This window comes from Citricoccus muralis (assembly GCF_003386075.1).
Lineage (GTDB): Bacteria > Actinomycetota > Actinomycetes > Actinomycetales > Micrococcaceae > Citricoccus > Citricoccus muralis.
Genome location: NZ_QREH01000001.1, coordinates 427,276 through 441,023, shown reverse-complemented (window position 1 = coordinate 441,023; position 13,748 = coordinate 427,276). Strand labels below are relative to the sequence as shown.

Sequence of the window (13,748 nt, the reverse complement as noted above, 5' to 3'; positions counted from 1 at the left end):
GATGTCCTCGGCTCACCAGTCTAGGACGCCGTGGAGCGCTGATCCGTTCATGGCGTTTCGGGAACAACTGCGCCTACGGGGTCCGCCTTCCTACCAGGGACCACGGATGTGGTTGGACTCGAGTCCGGCGATTTCGATCCACGCCTCGCGGTACAGGTCGTGGGGCCAGCAGCCCACATTGCCGTCGATCAACTTCCCCTGGCCGTCCACGGTGAAATCGACGTTCCCCTGTTCCCACGTGCCGACCTGTCCATTGTCCGACCGGATCCCGTAGCAGGTACCGCCCGAGACGTACTGGTTCGGCTCGAAACCGCTGGCATTCACCTTGGTGTAGTGGCAGTTCTTGTAGGCCGATCCCGCTCCGCAGGCCTCCGGGTCCCCGAAGGGTGCGCCGAGGGAGAACTGAATGCTCGGCGGAGGGACTGTGATGGAGGAGACGGTGCTCTCCGAGGAGGCGCAGTCCCCGTCCGCGCAGACGGTCACCTTGAGGGTGTATCGGGTGGATTCGCGGACCCACTCGGAGGCGTACCGGCCGCTGTTCTGCACCCGGCTGCCGTTGACCGTGGCGCTCATGGTGGCGTTACGGCCGTTGCCGGCCGTGTTCGTGTCGGTTCCCCAGTGGAACTGGACGAGACCTTCAGCAACCACAGGCATGATCTCCGGCGGCTTGAGCGGCCCGTAAGCCGTGGCGGTGGAGACCTTCTGGGAGGTACCCACCCCGGCGGCGTTCTTCGCCCGGACCGTCAGGGAATAGCTGGACCCGTTGGCCGGGACGGTGACGGTGCTCGAGGTCGCGGTACCAAGGCTGGACCAGCCGCTGCCGAGGGAGTACTCATAGCTCACCGGCGAACCGTTGCTCGCCGCCCCAGAGAAGGAGATATCCAGTTTCCGGTCGGCCCCGGTGGCCGAGGTCGTCAGTCCGGAGATCGGTCCAGGCCGCCCGAACGGCGTCACGGATGCCGATTGGCCCGACGCCGGCGAGTCTCCTTCCCCGTTGGTAGCCACCACGGAGAAGGAGTACGCCGTGGACTTGTCTAGCCCGGACCAGTCCAGGGACGTGGTTCCGGGTCCGACCAGCTTGGTCCCGACCACCGATCCGCCGGCATGGGCCCGCACGGTGTATCCCTCAAGGGCCGAACCGTTGTCATCAGCCGCCGACCAGGCCACCCGCACCACGCCGCCGTGCACCACGGACTCGTCCTTGACTGCCGAGGGGGTGCCCGGGGCGAACGGCTTGCCAGCCGGGACGGCATCGGTGGACCACGCGGACCACTCGGAGGGCTCCTCGGCCTGATTGACCGCCTGGAGCCGGAACCGGTAGGGCACCCCGTTGCCCAGGCCGTCCCAGCGCAGGGACGTCCCGGCTCCGGTGCTGCGGGTCGCGGACCCACTGAGCGCCGGTGAGACCTGCACCCGGTAGGAGGTGATCGCCGAGCCACGGTTCTCCGGCACCGTCCAGGCCAGGTCCACCGCGCCGTCGCCGGCTATGGGGGCGGGCGCAGCGGGCATCTCCGGGCGCACATCGGGGACGGCGGGCGCCGAAGGTCCGGAGGCTTCCGACTCCCCCACCTCGTTGGTAGCGGTCACCGAGAACCGATGCTCCACTGCGTTGGTCAGTCCCGTGATGGTGCACGCCGTGGCCGCGCACGCCTGGGTGACACCCGTCGTCGTATCGGTCATGGTGTAGCCGGTGATGGGTGCCCCGTTGTCCGGGGGCGCGGCCCAGGACAACGAGACCTCGCTGTCCTCCACGCCCTCGATGCGCGGGACACCGGGAGCGCCCGGGGCTCCCTTGACCACCACGGTGACCGTGCCCTGTGCCTGGCGGGCGGAGTCCCCGGTGATGTCCTCGATGCCATAGGTGACCTGCATCCGCCCGGAGTAGTCCGCGTCCGGGGTGATGGTGACGGTGGTGCCGTCCGTCGCGGCGGTGCCCGAGCCCGTGGTCACCGTCGCGGAGATCACGGTCAGCGGCCCCTCGTCGGCGAAGGGGTTCACGTCATTGGCCAGCACGTCGACGGTGACGGGCTCGCCCGCCCGCCCGTCCGGCACCTCGTCGTCCAGCGCCAGCGGCGCCGGCCGGGAGGTCCCCACGACCTGCACGGAGATCTCCGCCGGGACCGGATCCGTTTCACCATCGGACACCGTGAACCCGACGGAACCGGACGTTCCTCGCTCGGCGTTCGAGGAGGGAGTCACGGTCAAGACCGTGCCGGTCAACTCGGCGGCGATCTCGCCGGAGACTGTGCCGAGCGCGAGGGTGAGGTCGTCGCCGTCGGGATCACGGGCCAGCGGGGCCAGGTCCAGGGTGGCCGGGTCTCCGCCCTGTTCCACCTCCAGGGAGCTGGACTGGACCGTGGGCGGGTTGTTCTGGTCCGGGCGGGGCACCACGGAGATCGGGAGGGAGAGCGTGGAGACCAGACCGTTGGGGTCGCCGCCGCCCTCACCGTCCGTGACGGACACGTTGATTGAGGCGCTGCCCGCATATCCGGGATCCGACGTGAAGGTGACCTCGGTGGCCGAGCCGATGTCAAGGCGCGCGGACGCCGGTGCGGCGGCCGCGGCGTCATCACCGGTCAACTGCGGAGTGCGACCGTCCCGGACGCCGATGTGGTCCGTCAGGTCCACCCGGAGCGGGTCCCCGGCCATCACCTCCAGAGGCTCCTCGAGGGTCAGCCAGGGAGCCCGGGCATCCTGGCCGGGAATCAGGATGAAGGCGTGGCCGGTGCCGCCGTCCACGTCGGTGACCGTGTACATCAGGGTCTGGGCGTCCTGGGCGACGGGCACCACCACCTCGTCCGCCTGGACCCTGGCCCCCGCGGCCTCTGCGGCGGGATCGAGGGAGATCTCCAGGTCCCCGACGTCGCCGTCCGGGTCCTCGTCGTTGGTCAGCACGGGGACTGCCACCTGCTGCTGATCGGCGATCTGCTCCACACCGACCGCATCATCCCGAGCGATCGGCGGCATGAGCGGCGCATCGGGGTCGATCCCGATGGACAGGTTGCCGGTGTCCGTGGCGCCGGCCGGATCCGCGATCGTGTACTGCAGGTTCAGGTGGCCGGCCTGTTCCGGGGCGGTGACCCGCACCAGGCCGTCGACGATCTCCACGGCCGTGTCCGGCACTGAGGACTGGAACCCGCCCTCGACCAGGGCGACCGGGTCCCCATCCGGGTCGGCGTCGTTGACCAGCACATTGGTGGTGAAGGTGCGGCCCGGCCGGACCTGCACGGAATCGTCCAGGGCCACGGGAGGGTGGTTCACGGTCGGGGGCTGGGCGATGCCCACCGACACGGTGCCGGTGGCGATGGCCCCCAGCCGGTCGACGACCTGATAGGTGAACGTGTCCGTGCCCGCAGCGGACTCGGTCGCCGTGTAGATGAGTCTCCCCTCCTCCATCCGCACCGACCCCTGGGTCGGCGGGGACTGCACGCCCACCAGGGTCACCGAATCTCCGTCCGGGTCGGTGCCGTTGAGGTTGACCGGCACGGTCACGGCGTTGCCGGCCAGGACCCGGGCTTGGACCGACGGTGGCACGGGCGGATTGTTCGCGGCGCGGTCCATGGGCGTCACGGTGAACTCCACCGGGGCAGAGGCTTTCTGGCCATCGGGACCGCCGACCTCATAGGAGACGTTGACTCGGCCGGCCTCGTTGCCGGCCCGGTACCGCAGCATGCCACCGGAGACGAAGGCCTGTCCCCTCCCCTCGCCCGGTTCCTCCACCAGGTCCGGTTCCAGCGTGAGGTCGCCATGGTTGGGATGCGAATCGTTCGCCAGCACATCTACGGTGACGATGTCCCCCGCCCGCACCGTCGCCGAGTCCGCCGTGGCCACGGGAGGCTGGAGGACCTCCGGGGACGGCAGGGGAACCACGGTCACCTCCCCCGTGGACGTGCCCCGGGCGTTGGCCACCCGGTACGTGAACGTGATGGGCCCGCTCAGTCCGCCACTGTCCACCACCCGGACGTGGTTGAAGTCCTCGACCGCCACCGTGATGGGTGAGGCATTGCCTTCGGCACCGCTGAGGCCCTCGACCCCCTGGACGACCAGCAGGCCTCCGGCCGGATCGGTGTCATTGCCGAGCACGTTGACCAGCACGTCCCCGCCGGCGGGCAGCAGCGCGGTGTCCCGAACGGCCACCGGCAAGCCGCCGTCCTCCCCCTCGGGTAACACGTCCACGCGGATCAGCCCCGGTGCGGAATCGAACTCGTTGGCGGCCACGTATTCGAGGTAGTAGGTGCCCGGGGCGGCCCCGGCGATCTGCACGGTCCCCGCCGTGGTGCTGTAGGAGACCTCCAGTTCCGGCAGCGTGCTCACGTAAGCCAGGCGCAGCTGGCCGCCGAGCGGGTCCTCGTCATTCTCCAGCGGTTGCAGGGTGCCGTCCTGTCCGGCCTGGACCGTGACATGGTCGGCCTGGGTGACCGGGGGTTGGATGCCGCCCCGTTCCAGCACCTCGATCTGGGCGGTCCCGGTGGTGGTCTCACGCCCATCGGAGACGGTCACCTGGATCTCGCGGGTGCCGGGGTCCCCCGTGTTGTCCTGGAAGGTCAGCTGACCGTCCGGACGGGTCCGGACCGAGTCCGGGTCATCGGCTGCGGCACCGGTGAGCTGCAGGTCATCGCCATCCGGATCCAGCCAGTCGGTCAACACCTGGGCGGTCACGGACTCACCGGCCGGCACGCGCAACACCGGCACCCGTTCCTGCGTCGGGGCACTGTTCTCCGAATCCGGCACCACGCGCAGGTTGACCTGGGCGGTGTCCGTCCCCTGCCGGCCGTCGTCGGCGATGTAGGTGATCGCCTCCGAGCCGCTGGCGGACTCCAGGACCACGATCTGCATCCCCACGCCATCCAGGATGCGCTGCACCGTTCCGACGCCGGGCTGGTCACCGTCCAGCCTGGCCGTCAGGACGTCGCCGTCAGGGTCCGAGTCGTTGAACAACACCGGCAGCTGCGTGGTCCGGCCGGCCCGGACGCCGAAGGAGTCGTCCGTGGCCACGGGCGGCCGGTTCTCGTCCTGCCGGTCCGGAAGGACGGTCTGCTGTGTGACCTCGTCCGATTCCTCGTCCTCTTCGGAGCCCTCACCCTTCGGTGGTTCCAGGTCGTCCCAGTTGGAGACCACCTTCATCTGCTCCAGGACCATCCAGGCGGTTCCGGCACCCGTGTCATTGAGCACCACCCGGTCCCGGTTCACCCGGAACACCAGCTCGGATCCCGCCTGGAACTCGGGGATGGGGACGATCTCGTCCTGCGCCTCACCGTCACAATCACGTAAGTACTGGCCGGTCTGCGCCGAGGCAGCGTGAGTGCAGCCGTTGACCTGTACCGGCGCCGTGACGCCTCCGGTGCCGGTGCTTCCGCCGGGCTGCGCCGAGCCGGCCCCCGTATCCGCCGGATCGGTCAGCGGCAGCGAGGTCACCTCGCCGCTGCCCAGATCTACGGAGAGCAGGCTGCGGCCGGTGGACAGGGCCACATGGTTTGAAGCGGGACCTGCCGGCTGCGGCAGTGCCCCGATGAGGCGGTCGTCCTGGATCGAGTGCCCGGGCCAGGACAGCTGGCCGGCGGTGGAGTCCACCGCCACGGGTACGTCCCCGGCGGCGGTCATGGCGGGCTCGGACATCTCGGCCAGGCCGTCGATGCTCTTCTGGTCGGTCTCCTCGAACGCTGCGCCGGCGGTGTCCGGTCTCTCGTAGCGGTGCACCATCCCCTCGTGCAGGTCCGCGATCAGGACGTGGCCCTCCAGGGTGGTGGTGGAAGCCACGGTGCCCTCGCCCTCATACAAGGGGTCCTCGCCGGAGATCTGGGGAGACGGGTCCACCGTGCCGGCGAACACTGTACCCTCGGCCGGATTGCTCGCGGACACGACGCCTCCACCGAGGGCAAACCCGTCGGTCGCGGGCATCATGACCTGGTCTCCGACGGCCATCGCGGAAGGATCGATGCTGGTGAGGGCGCCGGATGCGGGATCCAGCATCAGGACCGTCCCGTCCTGCTGATGCAGGTCGAAGTGATCGACTGGCGGTTTCAGGCCGCCGTCCAGGGTGGTGGACTCGTAGTTCAGGTGGCCGACGTAGCCGCCCTCGTCATAGGTGACCCAGATGCCGCCGTCATGCAGATCGAGTTCCGCGGTCTCGAAGCCGGGATAGAGAAAGGCTCCGGTGGCCACCACGGCACCCACGGCGGAGAACGTCACCGGGGCCTTGATCGCCTTCCAGCCCCTGCGCGCCACCGTACTCCCCGTCAAATTCGAGCCACGTGTGCCCGAAGCCGGTCACCCGCTTCAGTATAGAGGTGCCGTGTAAGATACACGCCCGAATACTCAGGCTCCGGTCATCACCTCGCGCAGGGCGTCCAGGAAGGCCGTGGTCTCGGCCTCGGTACCGGCGGTGACGCGCAGGTGGTGGGCGATGCCGACGTCGCGCACCAGCACGCCGCGGTCCAGCAGTCCCTGCCATACAGCATGGGCATCCCCGAGTCCGCCGAAGAACACGAAGTTGGAGTCCGAGACGGCCGGATCAAGACCCAGGGCGCGCAGGCCCTCAACGATCCGATCCCGCTGGCGTTTGATGTCCTCGACGGTCTCCAACAGCACGTCGTAGTGCTGCAGTGCGGCGTTGGCCGTCGCCTGGGCCACCGCGGAAAGGTGGTAGGGCAGCCGCACCAGGCGCAGGGCGTCGGTGACCTCGGGTGCGGCGGCCAGGTAACCGAGCCGGGCACCGGCCAGGGCGAAGGCCTTGGACATGGTGCGGGTCACCACGAGCCGTGGCCGGCCCGTCAACAGGGACAGCGCCGATTCGGTGCCGGCGAGGGCGAACTCGGCGTATGCCTCGTCCACGACGACCATGCCCTGGTGGGCCTCGGCCGCCTCGTAGACGGCCTCGACCACATCCAGGCCGAGGGCCGTGCCGGTGGGATTGTTCGGAGAGCACAGCAGCACTACGTTCGGCCGGTGCTCCGCCACCTGCCGTGCGGCTGAGGCGGCCGACAGGGAGAAGTTCTCCCCGCGCACACCGGCCAAGTAGCCGGTGTCCGTCCCAGCGGCCAGCAGCGGGTACATGGAGTAGGTGGGCGGGAAGCCCATGACGGTGCGTCCGGGGCCGCCGAAGGCCTGGAGCAACTGCTGCAGGATCTCGTTGGAGCCGTTGGCGGCCCAGAGCTGTGTCTCGGAAAGCCCGTGGCCCAGGTACTCGGACAACCGCTTGCGCAGCTCGGTGAACTCGCGGTCCGGATAGCGGTTCAGGGTCACGGCGGCCTCGGCCACCGATGCGGCGATGGCCTCCACCACCTCGTCCGGCACCGGATGCGTGTTCTCGTTGGTGTTCAACGTGACGGGCACCTCCAGCTGCGGGGCGCCATAGGGGCTCAGGCCCCGCAAGTTCTCGCGCAGCGGGAGGGCGGCCAGGGCCTCCGGGGTGGACTGGGTATCCGAATTGCTCACCCGAGACAGCCTAGGCGGTGGATGCACCTCGGGCCCGCGCATGTCACGCAGAGACCTCAGTCGCCAGGTCCCTGCAGGCGGTTCGATTCGATGCCGTGGCTCGTCAGGTCCAGCCAGATCTGCCGGTGCCCGTCGTGGGCGATGCATGTCGTGTCCGACAGGCTGGCACTGCCGTTAGACCCGACCGTGGTGGAGTACTCACCGAACGTGAACACCTCACCCGGCCGTTCCGTGGTGGACGAGCCGACCGCGGTGCACGTGTACTCGATCGTGGTACCCGGATCGAAGTTGGAGAAGGTCTTGTCAGTCAGCCAGCAGTCCGTGAACTCGCCGGTGCTGCACCGGGCATAACTGGCCGCGCTGCCACCGCGGGTAATGCTGACGGAGGGATCCGGGATGGCCAGGGATGTCCCCGATTGGGTCACCGTTTCGCACGTGGAGGTCCCGGTGACACAAACCTGAATGGTCAACGTGGAGGACGTGGCCTCCCGCGTCCGCGCCGTCGTGAAGGAACCGTTGTTGTCCACGGTGGTGGAGTCGACCTTCGGCGTGACGGTCACGGACCGTCCGTTGCCGATGGTCGAGGTGTTCGTCGGGCTCCAGGTGAACTTCACGCTGCCGACCTGGGGCGTGGCGCGGATGGTGGGCATGGCGAACGGCCCGTAGGCCACCTGGGTGGAGACGGTCCGCGAGTCGCCGGCGCCGGCAGCGTTCGTGGCGCGGACACTCAGTTGGTAGGTGGACCCGTTGGCCGGAACCGTGATGGTGGAAGACGTCGAGGTCCCGAGGGACGCCCACCCGCTGCCAAGGGAGTACTGGTAGGAGACCGGCGAGCCGTTGCTCGCCGCCCCCGAGAAGGAGATGTCCAGTTCGCGGTTGGCTCCCGTGGGAGAGGTGGTCAGCCCGCTCACGGCACCGGGTAGCCCATAGGGGGTGACCGCCGCGGACCGTCCGGACGACGGGGAGGTGCCCTCGGCGTTCCGTGCCACCACGGAGAAGGTGTAAGCGGTGGACTTGTCCAGTCCGGACCAGTTCATCGACGTGGTCCCCGCCCCCACAGTGCGGGACTGACTCGAGCTGCCGGAATGTGCCGTGACCGTGTAGTCGCGCAGGGCAGCACCATTGTCATTCGCGGCGGACCAGATCAACCGGACCACGCCGCCGTCCACAGCTGAGGTGTCCCGGACCGCCGAAGGAGTGCCGGGGGCGAGGGGCTTGCCGGCCGGGGTCGCGGCCACCGACCACCCTGACCACTCAGACGGCTCATCGGCCTGGTTCACGGCCTGGATGCGGAACTGGTAGTCCACCCCGTTGGTGAGGCCGTCCCAGCTCAAGGACGTCCCGGCACCGGCCGAGCGCAGGCCGCCACCGGGCGGTGCCGGGCTCAATTGCACGCGATAGTCCGTGATGGCCGAGCCGCGGTTGACCGGCGGCGTCCACTGCACCGTGACGAGCCCGTCACCGGCGTCCACGGTGGGCGGAGCCGGCTGCTCGGGACGCACGTCCGGAATGGCCGGCGCCGAGAGGCCCGAATCGTCCGATTCGCCCACGCCGTTGGTGGCCGTCACCGTGAAGCGGTGTTCCACGGCGTTCTCCAGGTCGGTGATGGAACACGCGGTGGAGGAGCACTGCTGGGTGGAGCCGGTGGTCGTGTCCGTCACGGTGTACCCGGTGATCGGATCGCCGTTGTCCGGCGGGGCGGCCCAGGACAGCTCGACCGTCTGGTCATCCACCGACTCGATCCGGGGAACGCCCGGGACGTCCGGACGGCCTTTAACGATCACGGTGATGTTGCCCTGGACCTCCCGGGTGGGGTCTGCCGTCAGATCCTGGATCGTGTAGGTCACCTGCATCCGGCCCGAGTAGTCCTGCCCCGGGGTGACGGTCACGGTGGAGCCGTCCGTCGCGGCGGTGCCCTCGCCCGTCACCACCTGAGCTGCGGTCACGGTCAACGGCGCCTCACCCTCGAACGGGTTGATGTCGTTCTCCAGCACGTTGACCGTGACGGGTTCGCCGGACCGGGCATCCGGGATCTCGTCATCGAGGGCGCGCGGGAGCTCCCGGGAGGTGCCCACCACGTCGACGGTGATCTCTGCGGTGACGGGCTCAGCCTCGCCGTCGGACACCGTGAACGCCACGGTGCCCGCCGTGCCCCGCTCGGCGTTGGAGGAGGGGGTCACCGTCAGCTCGGTCCCATCGAGTTCGGCTGCGAACTCGCCGCTGACCTGACCGCGGGAGAAGGTCAGTTCGTCGCCGTCGGGATCCGTGGCCAGCGGGCTGAGGTCCAGGGTCACGGGGTCGCCGCCCTGCTCGATCTGCAGCGAGCTGGACTGCACTGTCGGCGGATTGTTCTCGTCCGGACGCGGCTCGACGATGATGGGGATGGACAGCGTGGACACCAGCCCGTTCGGGTCCGAGCCATCCTCGCCATCAGTCACCGTCACGTTGACCGACGCACCACCGGCGTAGTCGGCCGGGGCGGTGAACCGGACCTCGGTGGCCGATCCCACGGTGAACGCGGCGGTCGCGGGGGTGGCGGACGCCGAGCTGTCATCAGTCAGCCGTGGCGTACGGCCGTCGCGGACACCGATGTGGTCGGTCAGGTCCACGCGGAGTTCCTCACCGGCTACCACGCGCAGCGGATCGGTGGTGGTCAGCCACGGGGCGCGGTGGTCATTGCCCGGGACCAGGATGAAGGCCCGGCCCACCCCGCCGTCCACGTCCGTCACCGAGTACATGATGACCTGTGCTGCCGATTGCACGGGGACGACCACATTGGAGCTTTCCACCCGGGCACCGGCCGTCTGGGCGGCCTCATCCACGCCGAGTTCGAGTTCCTCCACGGCGCCGTCCGGATCCTCATCGTTGTCCAGGACCGAGACGGAGATCTGCTCCCGGCCGTCGATCTCCTCGACCCCGACGAGGTCGTCGCGGGCGATGGGCGGCATGAGCGGGGCTTCCTCATCCACGCGGATGGAGAGATTGGCCGTAGCGGTGGCGCCGGCGGGGTCGGCGATGGTGTAGCCGATGTTGAGGAAACCCTCGGTCTCCGGGGTGACCACGCGGACCCGTCCATCCACGATGTCCACCGGCACCTCTGGCTGACTGGGAGCGAATCGCCCCTGCACCAGGGCCACCTGATCGCCATCAGGATCGGCGTCGTTGGCCAGGACGTTCGTGGTGAAGGTGCGACCGGGCCGGACCTCGACCGAGTCATCCAAAGCGACCGGCGGATGGTTCGTGCTCAGCGGCTGGGCGATGCCGATGGTCACGGTACCGGTGGCACGGGCCCCCAGCCGGTCCACGGCCGAGTAGGTGAAGACGTCGGAACCTGTGGCGGCGCCAGAGGCGGTGTAGATCATCCGGCCCTTCTCCATGCGCACGGATCCCTGGGAGGGCGGGGACTGCACGCCCTCCAGGGTGACGGAGTCCCCGTCCGGGTCGATCCCATCCAACGGGATCGGCACCGCCACGGATTCTCCGGAGAGCACGCGGGCGGACACCGAGAGGGGCACCGGCGGGTTGTTGGACTCCCGGTCCATCGGCACCATGGTGATCTCCACGGTGGCCGAGGCCTCCTGTCCGTCCGGTGCCCGCACCGTGTAGGCGAGAGTAGCCCGCCCTGGCTCACTGCCGGCACGGAACCTGACCTTCCCGTCGGACACGAAACCGATCCCGCGGTCCTCGGCGACCTGGCGCTCGAGTTCGGGCACCAGGGTCAGCTCCTCCTGGTTGGGGTGGGTGTCATTGGCCAGGGCGTCGATGGTGACCACGTCACCGACGCGGACGTTCGCCGTATCCGCGACGGCGATGGGCGGTTGCATGACCTCCGGTTCCGGCAGCGGTACCACGGTGACCTCACCCTGGGCGGTGCCCTGGGCGTTCGAGACCGAATAGGTGAAGGTCGCCGGGCCGGTCATGCCACCGGTGTCCACCACCCGGATGTGGTTGAAGTCCTCGACTGCCAGTTTCAACGGGGCCGACGCCCCGGACTCGGTCGTGGCATCCTGGACCCCCTGCACCAGCAGCACACCTCCGGTCGGGTCGGTGTCATTCCCCAAGACGTTGACGAGGGTCTGACCGCCGGCCGGCAACAGGGCGATGTCACGCACAGCCACCGGCAGTCCGGAGCTCTCCTCACTCTTCACGACGTCCACCCGGATCAGGCCGGGAGCGGAGTCATACTCGTTCGCCGCCAGGTACTCGACGTAGTAGGTGTCAGCGACATCCGAGGACCACTGCACCGATCCCCCGGCGGCCGAGTAGTCGATCTCCGCATTCTCAGCAGCAGCCACCTGAGCGAGGCGCAGTTGGCCGCCGAGTGGGTCGGTGTCGTTCTCGAGCGGGTAGAACGTGATCTCCTGCCCCGCCTGGACGGTGACGTGGTCCGCCTGGGTGATCGGCGGATGAACCGAACCGCGCTCGAGGACCTCGATCTGCACCGTGCCCGTGGTGGTCTCGCGCCCGTCGGACACGGAGACCTGGATGTCACGGCGTCCGGCCTCGCCGGTATTGTCCTGGAACGTGAGCTGGCCATCCGGACGGGTACGGACGGTATCCGGCTCCTCGGCAAGGGCTCCCACGAGCTGGAGGTCGTCGCCATCCGGGTCGATCCAGTCGGTCAGGACCTGGCTCGTCACCGATTCCCCTGCGGGCACGCGCAGCACCGCCTTGCGTTCCTGTGTGGGCCCCCGGTTCTCACTGTCCGGCACCACCCGCAGGGAGATCTGGGCCGTGTCCGTGCCACCGCGCCCGTCATCCGCCGCATAGGTCACCTCGGCCCGGCCGCTCGCGGATTCCGGGACGACGATCTGCATCCCGATGCCGTCGATGATCTCCTGCACCGTGCCCACTGGAGGCTGGTCGCCTTCGAGGGAAGCCGTCAGGACGTCACCATCAGGGTCGGAGTCATTGAACAAGACGGGCAATTGCGTGGTCCGACCGGGGCGCACACCGAAACTGTCATCCTCCGCCACGGGCGGCCTGTTCTCCTCCTGCCGTTCCGGCAGGGCGGTCTCCTGGGTGACCTCGTCGGATTCCTCTTCCGTCTCCTCGCCCTCGCCTTTGGGCGGTTCGAGGTCGTCCCAGTTGGCGACGACCTTCATCTGGTCCAGGACCATCCAGTTAGTCCCGGACATCGTGTCGTTGAGTACCACGACGTCGCGGTTGACCCGGAAGACCAACTCCGCGCCGGACTGCAGATCCGGGATGGGGACGATCTGATCCCGTTCTTCACCGTCGCAGTCCTGCACGTAGTGTCCGGTGACGGCCGAGGCGGCATGAAGGCATCCGGCAACCCGAACGGGGGCCGTCGCCGCCACACCGCCGTCGGCACCGGCGGGCGTGGTCGATCCGGCGGAGGTGTCCGTGGGTGGGGTGACGCTCATGGTCTGAATGCCCCCGTTGGACAGCGCCACGGTGAACAGATCCCGCTCCGTGGACAAGGCCAACCGTTCCGCCTCGGGACCGGACGGCTGCGGCACCGCACCCACCAGGCGCTCATCCTGCACGGAGTGGCCGGGCCAGGAGAGGGTGCCGGAAGCGGGGTCCACCACCACGGGAACGTCTCCCACGGCCACCAGTTGCGGTTCTTGTAGACCGGACAGTCCTTCGACGCCGTCCCGGCCGGTCTCGACCAGCGCACCAGGCTGATCATCCTCGGCCCCGAAGGTGACCACGGTGTCCTGGCCGAGGTCAGCCACGAGCACCTCACCCTCCACCGTCGTCGTCGACGTCACGGCCCCCTCGGCCTCGTAGAGCGGTTCGTCCGTGGAAATCTGTGGCGATGGGTCCACCGTACCTGCGTAGACAGTCCCCTCAGAGGGGTTGCTGGCCGAGATGACGCTTGCTCCGAGCGCGAAGTCCTGGGTGGCTGGAAGCATGATCTGGTCGCCAGCGACCATGGAAGTCGTGTCAATGGACGTCAAGGCGCCGGAGGCCGGATCCAGCATGAGGGCGGTGGCATCCTCCTGGTGGAGTTCGACGCCCTCCATCGGGGGCCGGAAACCACCGTCCAGGATGGTGGACTCGTGGTTCAGGTGACCGACGTATCCCCCGCTGTTGTGGGTGACCCAGACGCCTGAATCATGTAGTTCGAGGTCAGCGGTGTCGAAACCGGGATAGAGGAAGGCGCCGGTGGCCACGAGGGCACCAATGGCGGAGAAAGCCACCGGGGTCGCCACAGACTTCAGCTGCTTGCGCTTGTTCCCCATGAGTGCCCCGTCATCAGCAATGGATCCGCCCCACTACGGACCCAGGCCATCCTACCGGCCGGCTGAAGGGAGTCGAATCCCCCCACCGCCCCCAGGGTCAGC

The 13,748-nt window shown here is 68.8% G+C and carries 3 protein-coding genes; all 3 read right to left on the bottom strand.

What is annotated here, in order from left to right; translation table 11 throughout:
- Window positions 1-90 precede the first annotated feature (90 nt).
- The 3 genes from C8E99_RS01840 to C8E99_RS01830 all read right to left on the bottom strand — a co-directional run bounded on the left by C8E99_RS01840 (window position 91) and on the right by C8E99_RS01830 (window position 13,646).
- Window positions 91-6,225 carry an Ig-like domain-containing protein gene (locus tag C8E99_RS01840; RefSeq protein WP_147301154.1) on the bottom strand — a complete coding sequence of 2,045 codons (6,135 nt, stop codon included), beginning with the start codon at window positions 6,223-6,225 and terminating at the stop codon, window positions 91-93.
- Between the two features lie 90 nt (window positions 6,226-6,315).
- Window positions 6,316-7,434, bottom strand: coding sequence for a histidinol-phosphate transaminase (locus C8E99_RS01835; protein ID WP_245952023.1), 1,119 nt, complete (start codon window positions 7,432-7,434; stop codon window positions 6,316-6,318).
- Between the two features lie 56 nt (window positions 7,435-7,490).
- Window positions 7,491-13,646: an Ig-like domain-containing protein gene (locus C8E99_RS01830; RefSeq protein ID WP_115930866.1), complete on the bottom strand. Its 6,156-nt coding sequence runs from the start codon at window positions 13,644-13,646 to the stop codon at window positions 7,491-7,493.
- Window positions 13,647-13,748: the final 102 nt, after the last annotated feature.

Excerpts from the sequence above, each read along its gene's own strand:
- C8E99_RS01830 (WP_115930866.1), bottom strand. The coding sequence starts at position 13,646 with ATGGGGAACAAGCGCAAGCAGCTGAAGTCTGTGGCGACCCCGGTGGCT.